Here is a 13966-nt window from a genome sequence, read left to right as displayed (position 1 = left end):
CCAAGGTAGCAGACGCAATGTGTAAGGGAAAATAATGATCCTGACCGATAACGAGACCAAAGTCGATTTATTGAATAACGAGGCCATAGCGACGACAATCATTGGCCTTCTTCGGAAAAATCCAGATCATCCTGTGACGATCGGTGTGCATGGCGACTGGGGGGCGGGCAAGTCTAGCGTACTTGAAATGATAGACTCAGGTTTCGAAGGGACTGAAGAAGTGTTATGCCTCAAGTTCAACGGGTGGCGCTTCCAGGGTTTCGAGGATGCGAAAATCGCCCTAATTGAGGGAATCGTAACTGGTTTGATCGAAAAACGTCCGGCGCTTACCAAAGCTGTATCCGGTGTCAAGGAGGTGTTCCACCGCATAGATTGGTTGAAGGTTGCCAAGAGAGCGGGAGGTTTGGCTGTTACGGCTTTTACAGGAATTCCAACGCCTGATCAGGTAACGGGTATTATTGGCTCTCTCGAAGGGGTGTTGGAAGATCCTGCTAAACTGGCAACGAAAGAAAATATCTCGGCCACTATCGGTGAAGTGAAAGCTCTGCTGAAGCCCTGCGAAACCAAGAATGTACCTGAAGAGGTAGAAGCGTTCCGCAAGGCGTTTGAGCAGCTTTTAAAGGATGCGGGTATCGAGCAGCTTGTAGTCCTAATCGACGACCTTGACCGTTGCTTGCCTGATACTGCGATCGAAACCCTCGAAGCAATTAGGCTGTTCGTGTTCACGCCCCGAACTGCATTTGTAGTCGCAGCTGACGAAGCCATGATCGAGTATGCGGTACGCAAGCACTTTCCCGACCTTCCTGATAGCACTGGGCCTCGGGACTATGCCCGTAACTACCTAGAAAAGCTCATTCAGGTTCCGTTCCGCATTCCTGCACTCGGTGAGGCTGAAACACGAATTTACGTAACGTTGTTGCTCGCCGGCGCGGAGATTGGCGAGGGAGATGCAGACTACGCGAAGCTCATTGGTGTGGCTCGGGAGCAGCTTAGGCGTCCTTGGACCAGTGGTGGTCTCGATGCCGCGACCGTTAAAAATGCGCTTGGGCAGAAGGCAGAGAAAGTCAACAATGCGCTCGCCCTCAGTGATCAGATTGGTCCGGTTCTGGCCAGCGGAAGCAAGGGCAATCCGCGGCAGATCAAAAGATTCCTCAATACGCTTCTCTTACGTGAGCGCACCGCTGAGGCACGTGGCTTCGGGGATGACATTAAATTACCAGTGCTTGCTAAGCTCATGCTTGCAGAGCGCTTCATTCCGAGACTGTTTGAGCAGATAGCGTTTGTTGCGGCAGTTCATCCTCAAGGATTATGCGAAGATCTCGAATCACTTGAAAATGACTTGGCGACTTCTGAGGAACAATACAACTCAGAGAACGAATTGAAAGATCAGAAATCCTTCGATCCAGGGGTTAGTGCTGGTTCTGGTGTCTTAGCTGAATGGAAGTCTTTGGAAACAGTATGTGAATGGGCATGCTTATCACCAAAGCTTTCGGGCATCGATTTACGCCCTTACTTGTTCGTAACAAAGGACAAAAAAGATTACTTTGGCCCGGTATCAGTTCTAGGTTATTTGGCTGTTGTGGTAGAAAAACTTTTCGGTGGCAAAATGACTGTCCAGGGTTACGAATCCGAACTGAAGCAGCTCGTTCAACCCGAAGCAGACAAGGTATTTGAAGCAGTGCGTACCAAGATCATGAGCACAGGCACCTTCGATACGAAACCGGTTGGTGTCGATGGGCTCGTCGTTCTCGTTAAAGCTCAACTCGGTTTGCAAGGTCGTTTAATGGACTTCCTTGAGGCATTGCCGAGTAGCAAATGCGGACCTTGGGCCGTTAGTGGATGGCAAAGCGTCATCAAAGACGATGAGTGCAAATTGCGTCTGTCAAAACTACTGGGAGATTGGAGCAAGGTCACCAACAACCCTGGACTTAAGGCCGCTGCCGACGCGGCGCTCAAGGAAATAAAGGGAGGGCGCTGATGGGAACGTCGACGTCGTATGGCGGTCCTGGCGGCGGTACGCCGTTAGTTCCAACATGGCTCGGGGATGCAGATGGTAGGGAGGCTCCCGTAACCCCTCCGGCTGGAACGGATAGCCCGCCACCTGCCGATAGTGCGGGGTCACCAATACCTCCAAAACGTCCACCCATTGGTGAAGCTGCTGACCCACAACGTTTTTCTGGTGCCCGTAATAACTTTACTCGATTCGCTGGTTCTGGTGGTAGTGATAGAGCCAGCCTAGGCCGGGCAGTGTCGAAATATGTTTCTGCGTCGACCGGTGGTGCTCGCCTGGCCGCCCAGCGCATGGGCGCATCACGAACGGCTGGTGCTCGGCTCCTAGGCTTCCTGTCTGATGTACAGGCACGGGGTGTTCGTGAGGCATTGCGTGCACTTGATCTGGAGTCTCTCGCGGGACGTCCGATCACCGAAATTTTTGTTGGCTTAGCTGACTATATCTGCCCTGGAGCTGGTACGGTCGATGAAGGCATTGCTCGCGAAGCTTACATCGAAACCATTGTAGAGTTGGCAAGTGAAGGGCTAACCGATCTTTCCACGTTCACTCCGGATCAAATGCAGACTGTCTTCGAGCTTTATGCGACGCATGCGATCGAAGCCCGGATATGTAATGACATCGGCACCAAGGTGGTAACAATGCCGGCAGATGCTAAGGTCGCCCTTCGCGTCGAAAAACAATTACGCGATTTCATCCGTGGCGGGGTAAGCGACGCGCTAACACGAGCCTACGTGGATTCACCAAATCTGACCATAGAGAAGATCCAATCGTTCGTGGATTCGATTTATGAGTCCGCATTTAGCATCCTGCAGGCAATGGGAGAAGCAGAGGCTAACCAATGAAGAGGCAACTTTTGGTGGGCCGTTTTGGCCCTGATGATCTCCTCGAAGTTCCTTCAGAAGCCGACGAGCAAACGACCTATCTTCAGCTCGTTGCTGGTAATCGATCCTTGGATCACGGCATTGGTGATGCACTGACCAATCTAAATAAGCTTGGTGTATTCCCATCGGAAATTGGTATTGATCTGCTCTTGATTGCTGCTCATGTGCATGCGGCAGATACACGAATCTCTCGTACCGAACAGTCGCAAGACTCTTGGACGCGAGAGATTCGCCTCGTGGTGCCGGTCAGTGAACCGGAACGATGGGGCGGAGTAGTAGCAACGCTGAAGAAAGCGCTGGATTTTCTGACGGGCGATAGGTGGATTATCGGATTCAGGGCGCGTCCGTCCCGTTTTGCGGTGATCGCACAGCAGTCCTCTTTAAGTTTGATGGCTCCACCTTTCGATTCAGTGAGCTTGTTTTCTGGCGGTTTGGACAGCCTGATAGGCGCCATCGACTTGCTGGAAACTGGCGAGACTCCTTTACTGGTTAGTCATTTCGGTGAAGGCGCGACCAGCGATGCCCAAAGCAAGCTGTTTTCTGGGTTGAAGAAGTACTATGACAAGTCGCTGTTCGAGAGATTGCGAGTCGGGATGGTTTTTGAGGATGGCCTTGTGCAAGGTGTTGGGTCAGAAAACACGACCCGTGGTCGATCATTTCTGTTCTTCGCCCTAGGCGTGTTTGCTGGCTCTGGTCTTGGGAAGAGATTCACTCTTCGTGTGCCGGAAAACGGGTTTATAGCACTGAATGTGCCCTTGGATCCCTTGCGACTCGGCTCCAATAGCACGCGCACCACGCATCCTTTCTACATGGCGCGATGGAATGAGCTTTTAGGAGAGCTTGGAATTGACGGCAGCATTGATAACCCTTATTGGGATAAGACAAAAGGTGAGATGGCTGCCTATTGTCGAAATCCTGAACTTTTAAAGCAGCTGGCATCAGATTCGTTATCTTGCTCATCACCTACTAAGGGGCGATGGCACGGGCTAGGCATTGAGCATTGCGGCTACTGTCTTCCATGTTTGATTCGTCGCGCTGCATTGGACACTGCTTGGGGTAAGGGGAGTGATGGGACGACATATACCGTGTCCGACCTACACGCCCGGCCTCTGGATACTCGGGAATCGACTGGTAAGCAAGTCCGTTCCTTTCAGTATGCGATTGAGCGGCTCAGGGCAAATCCGCAGCTTGCACATCTCCTTATCCACAAACCTGGTTCGCTTACCGACGAGATTGCGCGCTTGGATCATTTTGCCGATGTTTACCGACGTGGCTTGGACGAAGTGGCGAGTCTGATTGATGGTGTCAAGACGAAACCAAGCTGAGGGGAAAATGCTCATGAACGCTACAGCGGGTCTCGTGGACTTCCATTGTCACCTTGATTTGTACCCGGACCATCAAGCTGCCGTGCGGGAGGCCGAAGAGGCTGGCGTATACACACTTACGGTCACGACAACCCCACAGGCATGGCCACGTAACCACGAGATTGCCCAGTGTACGAGGCATGTGCGAGCAGCTCTAGGTTTGCATCCACAGTTAGTAGCCGAGCGAGCGAGTGAAATTGAATTGTGGGAACGCTATTTGCCCGAAACTCGCTATGTCGGAGAAGTTGGTCTAGACGCGGGACCGCGTTTTTATAAGTCTTTCGAATTACAGAAGGAAGTATTTCGGCATATTTTGCAACGTTGTGCAGCGGTAGGGGATAAAATTATTTCGGTCCACAGTGCCCGTTCCGCAAAGGCTGTACTGGATTATATTGAAAGGTATTTGCCTCCCCCTAGAGGAAAAGTCGTATTGCACTGGTTCACCGGTAGTAAGGCGGAAGTCAGACGCGCTATCGAGTTGGGGTGTTATTTTTCGGTCAATTCTGCAATGCTTGAAAATGAGAAACATACATCAACCGTTACCCTCATCCCTCTCGATAGATTATTGACGGAAACTGACGGTCCATTTACCAAAATTGGTGATCGCATATCAAAACCGTCCGATGTAACAGGTGTAGTTGAGAGATTAAGCCGGCTTTATGGAATTTCGACTGTACTATTGACGGCAACTATACGTGAAAATCTGCGTATGATGTTGGCATCGAAAGGGAGCTCGGACTACTAAGTCTGTCTTTTGCCATAAAATATGGCTAATCCTCGTTATTCACTGAATCGATTTCAGAGCGAGGGGCAAAATTGCCGAGTCTAGGATCGCGCTCGCTGACAAAACTTCAAATAAACCGTCTCCATAAAAAGGAAATAACATACATGAACAAATCTGACCTCATCGACGCCATCGCCAGCCACGCCAATCTGACTAAATCCGGCGCCGGTCGCGCATTGGATGGCATTACTCAATCCATTCAAGCCGCGTTGAAATCCGGCGATTCCGTGGCTTTGGTAGGCTTTGGTACCTTTGAAGTAAAAGAACGCGCCGAGCGCACTGGCCGCAACCCGCAAACCGGCGAAGCCATTACGATTGCCGCCGCCAAATTGCCTTCGTTCAAAGCCGGCAAGGGCTTGAAAGACGCGGTTCAGTAAGGGATAGACCTCATTATTGCGGCCCCATACCCCAGCCTTCCAGTTCAGACTGCCGTTTGACCGAGGGGACATCCAAATCGGTCATCCGGCCTTGGGTACGAGTTAAGGTATCCTGCCTGCCGCTGGATGCTGCGCCGTATTTCTGCGGATTGAGTCGGCTACCCGACCCGGTGAGTTGATCGAGATTCAGCATGGACGCGGCATTGGCGGCGGACGGCAAATGCCCTGTCTGTGCCAGAATGGCCAACCATTCGTCGAGATTGACTTGGGTCCAGTCCACTCGGTCCAGATCCGATACTTTGATGCCGGTGCAACTCGGACTTTCCGGCGTACCGAAATCCATGCCCAGTTGCGGTTTGATCTGTTCGTTGAGGATGCGCGCTAACGGCGAGTTATAGCAGCAATAGCTCTCCTTGCGCACCCAACACACGCCAGCTACCTTGCTTTCGCAATAGGTACCGAGGTCCGTGCAGACTTTCAGTTGTTTCTTGGCAGCCAGTTCATACTCCGGTTCCTCGCAGGAATAGACGATCTGGATGATCATGATGATGATCATCACCACCGTATAGGCTGTCATCAAGGTGCTGAGCAGTTCGCCGGCAACCGCGGCACCGCCGCCCAATTCGACACCACCGGATTCCGCAGCAGGTGTGAGATTACCCGCCGAATCGAAGGCCGCCTGGCCGCCGGCACTGAACAGCGCATTGCCGGCCGCTTCACCAAAGGTCTGGCCTATCCATTCCGCCACCGACTTCATCAATTCGCCTTTGAGCGAGTCGAGCAAGCCTTGCGAGGCAATGTCGCTAGTGCTGAGCATGTCGGTGCCGACCAAGTCATTCACTGTCGAGGCAAAATCCGCCTGAAAACTGTTCCAGGCATCGCCGGCCAACGTGAACGGGGTACGCATGGTTTCCCAGGCGCCTCGAATCGCCGAGGTACTGTCCATGGCCATCACCGCGCTGTCCATCTGACTGGTGGCGATCAATAAATCAATGTAACGTCCCAGTCCCATCGCACCCGAGGGCGTTTCGCAGCAATCGACCAGACTGAGTGCGCCACCGACCATTTTGCAACTGGCCGGCTTGCCTTGGAATACCTGGCAGGTGGTCGGATCCTTTTGCTGCAGATCGGCATTGGCGTAATCGCAATGCAAATCCATCGCCATTTGCTGGGCGCTGTTGAGTAAGGCCACCGCCTTGGTGAAATCCTGGCTTTGCGTGCGATTCACGCTGATGCAGTCTTCGCCCATGCAGCGGATCGGCCCGGCGCATTGCTGTTGAGTATTGCTTTGAATGCCGGGAATGCCAACGGTTTGTCCGCAGTCGTAGGTATCGACGCTGTCCCAACAGGTACCTGAGGCGAGTACACTGGTACATTGGCTTTTGATGAACGAGCAGCCTCGGGTTTCTAACGAAACGCAGGTTTTTTGGGGCACGCCGTTCGCCGGCGGCTCCAGACAATGGGTGCCGGCGGTATCGGTCCAACATTGGCCGTACTGATTCAAATCGCAGTTTCCGGCGGCTTGGATATTCATACAGGTATTACGAATCCCTGACGAACTTGCCACCGGGGCTTGTGACAAATCCGTACCGCAGACCATGACTTGCGAAGTGGGATCGACGTAACAACCCGAGGTATTGGCGGGATCGTTCGTACAACTCAATTGGCTGCCAGCCTGGCAAATGCCGTCGGTGATCGCATTGGCCAAGTTTTGGCAATTCGGCCCACTCCAGCTCCATTCGTCCTGGGTGATCAGTTTCGACAAGTCATAACGCAGTCGTATTCGCGAATAGCCCTCGCCATTACCGCCGACCATCGTGTCTTGTTTGAAGACTTTATTGCCCGCGCTGTTGAAGGCGTAGGTGACGTCGCGATTGGGATGATCGACCCAGCTATTGCTGAGCTCGCAAGCGCCGCCCCAGCCGGTGGAACCGGTATAAATCAGGTTGCCGCCGTAATACACCCGAGCATGGTCGTCGAACTCCACGTCCTCCAATGTAGCGCTGACAATCGCTTCCGGATGCAGGACGTTATAGGTCACTTGCCAGGTAAACACCGCGCATCCGGACGACCAATAGTTGTCGCCGACCCGACCGACATACAAATCCATGCAGCCCGGCCCGCAATTGGATATGCCGCCGTCACCGGATACAAAACTGAGTAACGGTACGACACTGACCTGATGCGTCGCCGTGCAACTCTGCGGCACGGTTGGTTGCCGCAGACACAATTGATAATCAGGTATTTGTACTGAATGGCTAGTCGCCGTTTGCGTGGTCACAGTGGTACAGTCCGAGAACGACTGTGCCCAAGGCGTGAAGTCGCTGATTACCTGATCGCCGTTGTGCCAGATCGGATCGGCTTGTAAATCCGGATGCGACTGGTGGGCATTGTCGATCAAGGTGCGATAGGCTTCGCCGGTGAAGCTGGTTTCGCCGTTCAGGGCGGTCTGTGCATCCAGACCCGCCGCTAGCGTGCCGGGGTTGTTACCATAAAGATTGGCAAAATCGCTGGTCGTTGTTGATGTGTTATTCGTATCCGGAAACAATGTGCCGATCGAAATGGCGCTTTCGTGACCCGTCCCCGGATTCAAGGTCAGCGAGCCATTGCCGGTATCAATCGGAAAGGCAAAATCGCCGAGGATTTGCTCACCTAGTTGTTGGCCATTGCGCCCAGCTGCCTGAATCGCATCTGCCCAAGATACGCCAAACGGCGTCCAGGCCAGCGTCACGCACAAAATCGCAGACAATGTCTGCGTCAAGCAATGTTGCGGTTCGAATAACTCACTGACAGTCATCACAGCCCCACGCAGCAGTCCTGCCAACGCCACAGCAGGTAAAGATGGTCTTCACCCGGCCCCGGATAGGTACGTCCCGCACCCCACTTGAAGGTGGTTTCGCCAATGGCGTGATTGGACTCGGTTTCGGCAACTGGATAAAACATCGATAGCCGGTATTGCGACTTGGGGATGAAGGGATAGATATAGCCACCGCATAAAGCATCGTTGCCCGAGGTCTTCCAGGCCAGCCCGCGCCGGTGCAAGGAGGCGGTCGCCCGCGTAGCCAATAGACTGGTGATGCGCGGATCGGTGCCATAACTGGTCGGCGAAACGCCGGATAAGGGATACATGTGACCCCAGGCGCCTGCACACCAGAACAAAGCATCCAAAGGATTACCGGCCGCCGCCGCAGCAGCATCGGCGACACAAGCCGAAATGGCCACCGGATTGGCAAATAACGCTGTTTCCAGACTGGTGAAGAACGCCAATAAATCGTTGTTCCAGGTCGGGTCCAGTTCCGAGACATATAGCAAATCAAAATCCCGGTAGCCATCAGTGTTGCAGCGACCATCCCAGAATAGGTCCAGCAAAATGGTCAATGGAAACGCAAAGTAGTGGTAGTTAAAAAAGGACATTTCGCTGGCATCGAAATCGGCTTTGCCGGTAGTGGCGATTAAGCGCACATTCGAGGCGCTGAATTTATGTCCGCCCAGCGACGGTGAACACCGGGGATTGCGGACAATCTCAATCAGCCGGGCCGGGTTCCAAAGGCCCATGGTCATGCCCAGCTCCGGAATGCCCATCGGATCGGTGCAAAAACAGAACTTCTCGTCGGTGGCGATGCTCGGTACGTTGCCGCCGCCCAACGATGCCCCGGCTGCACGAATCGGAAACAAGCAGCTCCAACAAATATCGGTAATCAGGTTGCCGGACCACAGCTCGGCGTCCGAGCACAATGGGTCGACGCTATTGGTGGTGGTTTCGGAATAGACCGGGGTAGCCAACGTCACCAACACTCCCAAAGTCCAAGGCAAAATCCACAGATTCATGACCGCTCTCCTGTTGAGGCAGGCAGTTTTCGTTCACGAACCACTAACTGGTTACCGACTTGTTCGACAATCGCCGGTACCTGCTGTAATTGAAAGCGGCTGCGCACATCCGGTGTCAATAAATACACCGGTGCCTGAAGCGCAGTTTCCAAACGCTGCAAACTATCCCACCCGGACTGGCGCGGCAGAGCCGTGGCCAGATACATCACCCGAGCCTGTTTATTCTGGCAGGACTGACACTGAATCAACTCGACTTGAGCCGGCACCGTGGCATCGAATACCTTCAGGCATAAGCCAAACGGCATCTTGTCCAACGGATTGACGGTTTGTCCGGCATGGATAATCAGCTGACCGTTGGGAGCAACTAGATCGCGTGAGGCGGTGATGGTCAAATCTACGATGCGGTCGCGATCGGCCTGAGCCGTGGGTAAGTCTTCAAATTTCTGCTGTTCCCAGAACCGAGCGATGGCTTGTTGTTGCTTTTGCTTCCAATCGATGGCGGCCATCCGGCGTTTGATCTCTTCAAGCAAGTCGATTTCGGTAATTTCGCCAACATCGCCCAAGGCGCCCAAATCACCTTGTTTGCCGGCTTTGATTTGCTCGTCCAACCATGACAGACTGCTGACACCTCGAACGTGTAAACGGGCTTTATCGTCCTGTTCGACGACGATGTCTGGCACAGATGAAACCGACCAGCGTTGAAAACGGGTGGGATCGATGATGATGTTGGGCAGAGGATCAATACCTTTCAGCAAGCGTTTGAGGTCTGCCATCAAGGCCGGTAGCTTTTGGCCGGGTTTGGGGCCGCGAAACACCAGTAACACATCGTCCCGGCCTGCCGCCTCTTCGAAGATGCTTTTCAGTGCTGAGTCACCCAGCGAGAAGGACACAAACAACAAGGTAAGTGGTTTGTTCGAACGGGTTGTTGGCAGACCGCTTGCCACTGTTGTCGATCGTGTCGATAGCGCCTCTGTTTGGATCACCTGTGAGGCTTCCAACAATTGTTGCGCCTGGCGTTTCACGCCCAACTGTTCAGATTGACCGTTCAACCAGTCAGGACGAGGCTGGCCTTCCAATGTCTGCAAAATAGCCTGAGAACGTTGCAGCCAAGCTTCCTCTGCCTGAACCGTATGCAAACTGAACCAACAGAGCAAACAGATCGTCGATTGACACCAAGGATGTTGAGACCAATCAAAACAACGCATAGGCCCGTCCAATCACTTGATGATCGTAGACATAGCCCCAGTAACGTGAATCGAAGCTTTTGTCGGTTTGCCCGGTCACCCAATAGGCAGCCGGTGGGATGGTTTCATGGCGGTTAAAACGGGCAGCCGGCTTGTTGAGTTTCTCCGTCAGCGGCAAACCGTCGATGATCCGTTCACCGTTGATCATGGTGTGCTGCGGATCAACGTGAATGCTATCACCCGTGACGCCGGCGGCGATTTTGACAATGATCTGGCCGTCCTTAAAAAAAGGCGCCATGCGCTCGGCGCGAAAGGCAATCAAATCGCCGCGCCAGATGTCCTTGTTGTGCGTGTCGATCAGGTATATCCATTTATCCGGCAGGCAGCGATCGACCTGGTCATCGCCGCCGATCAGAAAGCGTTGGCCGAGGTAACGTTCCACGGCTAACACCAGCAACAAAATCGGTATCGCCTTGAGCAGAAAACGGCCTAAACGCGGGCGAGTGAAGCGGGGCGACGATGGCGAATGGAACCCGGGGGTATTCATAGGCTTAGCGTCCGGTTTGTCGAACATAGACATCCTCCGGTGCGGCCACCACCGCCGTCGAATCTATCACCAGATAGCCTGCGTCACTGAGCTTTTTGGCTTGACCCTGCCAGTCATCGACGATTTTCGCCATCTGCTCCTGACTGGCATTGGGCGGTATCGATTGAATCAATTTGGCACGGTCGAGCACGAACACCGGCGTAACCAGATTCAGGCGTGCCAATGGCTGTTGAAGTTGCTGTTGCGCAGCCAGCCAACCGCCCATGCCGCCCAAACAAGCCGCGATTAAAACGGTGCTGAGCCATTGCGATTTAAGATCCATAACCAGTCTCCCTCGGTTTGCTTCTACGGCTGTCGATGAGTTGTTGAATGGCATCGCCCAGACTCAAACCTTGCCGGCGCAATTGCTTCAAGGCGTTGACGTCTTCGGGTTTGGTCGAGAAAAGAATGCGTTTGAACGGATCGACGATCAGCCGTCCGATACCGGAACCCATCTCGGTGATGAAGAAGATTTCCGAATAGGCACCTGGCAGCGTGTGGACAGTTTTTAAGAGTTCATAGCCGCCATCCGACAACGGCAAGCGCCGATCTTGCTTCATGCCTTCGATGACTTCGGCTTTTTGACCGAGCAAGTACATATTGGCGGAGTTCTCGACAATGGCTCGCCCTGCGGCATTACGATATAAGTCGTTCACCGATTGGGTGATGGTGACTGCTGCACCGCCGTATTTCCGAAACCGGCGGTACCCGTGTTCCATGAATTTGGCGACATCGCCTTCGGTGAGCAAATCCCAAGCTTCGTCGATAATCACGATCTTGGGCCGGTTGCGTTCGCCCAGATACATTTCCTGCTGGATTTGGTAGATCAGTTGCAGCAACACGACTTGTTGCAGATGCTTGCGACCCTTGAGTTCCTCCAGTTCCAGTACGGTAAAGTCGTTGGCGAATTTGGCATTGTTCTTGCCGTTGAAGTAGCGGCCGTATTCGCCTTTAGTGGTGAATGGAAAAAGCTGCTCGCCGACATCCTTCAAGCGTTGATCGGTTTCGGCACACAGGCATTTTGCAATGTCGTCGACGGACATGGCCTGAGCCTTTTCGGTCCAGAGTTGTTTTAATATCCGCTTCAGACCAGCCGTCTGGAAATCGGTCAATTTCTCGGTTGGTGCGGCCATCTGGCTCACCAATCCGGCTAACATGTCGGCTTCTTCCTCGAAGTTTTGCACGATTTCAAACGGGTTCATGCAGATGCCGGAGCCGTGGGTGAATTTGACGAAATCGCCTTCCAGCACCTCGCAGAGGTTTTCATAGGAGCGGCCGACATCGATGGCCCAGATTTGCGCGCCTTCGGTCAGGTAGCTGACGATGATTTCGTTGGTCAGGAAGGATTTGCCTTTACCTGATTCGGCGGCGATACACAGGTTGTAGTTGCCGGTGGTATCGAACAGCGACACAGCCATGTGTTCGCCGTTACGGGAGACGAAATTCAAGGTCGGCGTCCCGGTGCCGGCCCAATCACCGAACAATGGCAATAACGGAATGGCATGCCGGGTAGCCAGCGTGCGGTAGCGTTTCAAATCAGCAATGGCCGAGCGCTCAGGACCAAACGGCAAACAATTCAGAAAAAACGGCAGGCAAAAATACTTGTCTTCCAACAGTTGAAAACCCAGCTCCCGGAAATACACCCGCGCATTCGAAACGGCCGCCGCTTCTTCGGCTTCGTCGCAAAACAGCAGTACACCAAAATAAGCCCGAATCGGCCGGTCGCCGTCGCGGTAGGCATCGAACAACACGTCGAAATGGTGTTTGCGTTGGACCAACACTGGCAAAAACCGGGCAATCGGTGTATTGACCTGATTGGTGATAAATTGCCGCACGCCTTCCTGACGGGTTCGCGTGGATTCGGCATCGGGGTAATGCAAGGTCAGACTGAGCAAAGTATTCTGGCGGATGCCACGGGTACCAGACAGAATGTCGCCTAAATAACTTTTGGCGCTGCCGAAGTAAAAATGATCGGGGGTGCGTTTGGCGGACAAGGTCTTGACGCGCTTATGTCCCAGCCACAGACCTTTTTCATCGAGTTCGAGGGCGTTGTCGTAATCCAGCAATTGATCGCGGATCAACTGGGTCGGATCGCACTCGGGTACCACACGATCTTTCCAGCCGGCATCGGGCTGCCAGTTGAGTAGCGTATTCAGGATGCGCACATACTGATCGGCGCCCAATAGTTCCGGATGCATGCCGATGGTCGACAGCGATTGCTGGGTGGCCATTTGCAATTCGCTGGCTCGACGGATGTCTTGTTCACTTGGTCTGGGATAGGCCATCGGCAGTTTGACCGTGACCAGAATATGGCTGCGCCGCAAGCGTGCTCCCGATATCGCTTCCGGGGCTTTGGTTGTACCGCGCCGCAAGAAATCGATACTGGCTTGGGTCATAGTTTTATAGGTCTGCTTTTGCTGTTTCAGACGCCGCGTTTGCATGATGGCCAGCGATTCTTCGATGTCCGGCGAAGTCCAAAGGCTCACCTGCAACAAGGTGTCAGTCGGCCAGTCCTGGTTTAGCAACACGTTGACGCGCGCGGAGACGCTGGCATCGGCACCGGTCAGCGGTCGGCACAGAAAACCAAAGCCAATGCTGCTATCAGCCATCAGAAACAGATGATGGTCATATTCATAAGCCAGTACCGTGAATAACTGATCGGCACGTTGGCGTTGCGCGGTGGTCATGGGGTCTGATCCTCGAAATACAGGTGTTGCATGGCTTCGGTTTGATGCTCGGCACGCAGGCGAATCGTAAAGGGCTGTCGACAAACGCGAACCGCACGCTTTTTGCGTTTCAACTGCCGGGCTCTAGCCGGATGACATGGGTTGATCGGCTGACCATTGGCTGCTTGGACCTTGACGGTCCGCTTATCCTTCGCCAATGTGCAAGGGCGGCGGTTGCCCGCCGCTTTCTCGGTATCAATAGTTGAACCGGTCATCGTTATTCCA

At 53.6% G+C, this 13966-nt stretch carries 12 protein-coding genes; 5 read left to right on the top strand and 7 right to left on the bottom strand.

The genetic code is table 11. From position 1 onward, the window contains the following. Positions 1-34 precede the first annotated feature (34 nt). From qatA to JL719_RS13080, 5 genes are all read left to right on the top strand, one after another. Positions 35-1978: a Qat anti-phage system ATPase QatA gene (qatA, locus tag JL719_RS13100; protein WP_033159588.1), complete on the top strand. Its 1944-nt coding sequence runs from the start codon at positions 35-37 to the stop codon at positions 1976-1978. Between the two features lie 269 nt (positions 1979-2247). Next, positions 2248-2853 carry a Qat anti-phage system-associated protein QatB gene (gene qatB / locus JL719_RS13095; RefSeq protein WP_201798989.1) on the top strand — a complete coding sequence of 202 codons (606 nt, stop codon included), beginning with the start codon at positions 2248-2250 and terminating at the stop codon, positions 2851-2853. Continuing rightward, complete coding sequence (qatC, locus tag JL719_RS13090; RefSeq protein ID WP_033159590.1) at positions 2850-4217, top strand: Qat anti-phage system QueC-like protein QatC; 1368 nt, start codon at positions 2850-2852, stop codon at positions 4215-4217. Before qatB ends, qatC begins: the two co-directional genes overlap by 4 nt. A 13-nt stretch (positions 4218-4230) precedes the next feature. Continuing rightward, the gene (gene qatD, locus JL719_RS13085; protein WP_033159591.1) at positions 4231-5001 is read left to right on the top strand and encodes a Qat anti-phage system TatD family nuclease QatD; all 771 of its coding nucleotides are present in this window, start codon (positions 4231-4233) and stop codon (positions 4999-5001) included. Between the two features lie 143 nt (positions 5002-5144). Then, a complete protein-coding gene (locus JL719_RS13080) occupies positions 5145-5417 on the top strand; it encodes an HU family DNA-binding protein (protein WP_033159592.1) in 273 nt (90 codons plus the stop codon). 13 nt (positions 5418-5430) lie between these two features. On the opposite strand, the gene traN is transcribed toward JL719_RS13080, so the two are convergent. The 7 genes from traN to JL719_RS13045 are packed head-to-tail and all read right to left on the bottom strand — an operon-like array spanning position 5431 to position 13956. Next, positions 5431-8214 (bottom strand): conjugal transfer mating pair stabilization protein TraN, encoded by a 2784-nt coding sequence (gene traN / locus JL719_RS13075; RefSeq protein WP_129871405.1) that lies wholly within the window; start codon positions 8212-8214, stop codon positions 5431-5433. Next, a complete protein-coding gene (locus tag JL719_RS13070) occupies positions 8214-9245 on the bottom strand; it encodes a TraU family protein (RefSeq protein WP_129871404.1) in 1032 nt (343 codons plus the stop codon). The genes traN and JL719_RS13070 overlap by 1 nt, the downstream gene beginning before the upstream one ends. Beyond that, on the bottom strand, positions 9242-10450 hold the full coding sequence (locus JL719_RS13065; protein ID WP_165385960.1) for a TrbC family F-type conjugative pilus assembly protein: 1209 nt from the start codon (positions 10448-10450) through the stop codon (positions 9242-9244). The genes JL719_RS13070 and JL719_RS13065 overlap by 4 nt, the downstream gene beginning before the upstream one ends. After that, positions 10437-11003: a signal peptidase I gene (gene lepB, locus JL719_RS13060; protein ID WP_033159631.1), complete on the bottom strand. Its 567-nt coding sequence runs from the start codon at positions 11001-11003 to the stop codon at positions 10437-10439. The genes JL719_RS13065 and lepB overlap by 14 nt, the downstream gene beginning before the upstream one ends. After that, positions 10981-11298 carry a hypothetical protein gene (locus JL719_RS13055; RefSeq protein WP_033159630.1) on the bottom strand — a complete coding sequence of 106 codons (318 nt, stop codon included), beginning with the start codon at positions 11296-11298 and terminating at the stop codon, positions 10981-10983. The genes lepB and JL719_RS13055 overlap by 23 nt, the downstream gene beginning before the upstream one ends. Continuing rightward, complete coding sequence (gene traC / locus JL719_RS13050) at positions 11288-13702, bottom strand: type IV secretion system protein TraC (protein ID WP_033159629.1); 2415 nt, start codon at positions 13700-13702, stop codon at positions 11288-11290. The genes JL719_RS13055 and traC overlap by 11 nt, the downstream gene beginning before the upstream one ends. Next, positions 13699-13956: an RRXRR domain-containing protein gene (locus JL719_RS13045; protein ID WP_033159628.1), complete on the bottom strand. Its 258-nt coding sequence runs from the start codon at positions 13954-13956 to the stop codon at positions 13699-13701. The genes traC and JL719_RS13045 overlap by 4 nt, the downstream gene beginning before the upstream one ends. Between the last annotated feature and the right edge of the window lie 10 nt (positions 13957-13966).

Source organism: Methylomonas sp. LW13, from assembly GCF_016865255.1.
Taxonomy (GTDB): domain Bacteria; phylum Pseudomonadota; class Gammaproteobacteria; order Methylococcales; family Methylomonadaceae; genus Methylomonas.
The sequence above is the reverse complement of the archived record's forward strand: the minus strand, read 5'-3'. Positions and strand labels throughout refer to the sequence as shown.

Coding starts and splice junctions, on each gene's coding strand:
- qatC (WP_033159590.1), top strand. CDS start 2,850: ATGAAGAGGCAACTTTTGGTGGGCCGTTTTGGCCCTGATGATCTCCTC.
- qatD (WP_033159591.1), top strand. CDS start 4,231: ATGAACGCTACAGCGGGTCTCGTGGACTTCCATTGTCACCTTGATTTG.
- lepB (WP_033159631.1), bottom strand. CDS start 11,003: ATGTTCGACAAACCGGACGCTAAGCCTATGAATACCCCCGGGTTCCAT.
- JL719_RS13045 (WP_033159628.1), bottom strand. CDS start 13,956: ATGACCGGTTCAACTATTGATACCGAGAAAGCGGCGGGCAACCGCCGC.
- JL719_RS13070 (WP_129871404.1), bottom strand. CDS start 9,245: ATGAATCTGTGGATTTTGCCTTGGACTTTGGGAGTGTTGGTGACGTTG.
- traN (WP_129871405.1), bottom strand. CDS start 8,214: ATGACTGTCAGTGAGTTATTCGAACCGCAACATTGCTTGACGCAGACA.
- JL719_RS13065 (WP_165385960.1), bottom strand. CDS start 10,450: ATGCGTTGTTTTGATTGGTCTCAACATCCTTGGTGTCAATCGACGATC.
- JL719_RS13055 (WP_033159630.1), bottom strand. CDS start 11,298: ATGGATCTTAAATCGCAATGGCTCAGCACCGTTTTAATCGCGGCTTGT.
- JL719_RS13080 (WP_033159592.1), top strand. CDS start 5,145: ATGAACAAATCTGACCTCATCGACGCCATCGCCAGCCACGCCAATCTG.
- traC (WP_033159629.1), bottom strand. CDS start 13,702: ATGACCACCGCGCAACGCCAACGTGCCGATCAGTTATTCACGGTACTG.
- qatA (WP_033159588.1), top strand. CDS start 35: ATGATCCTGACCGATAACGAGACCAAAGTCGATTTATTGAATAACGAG.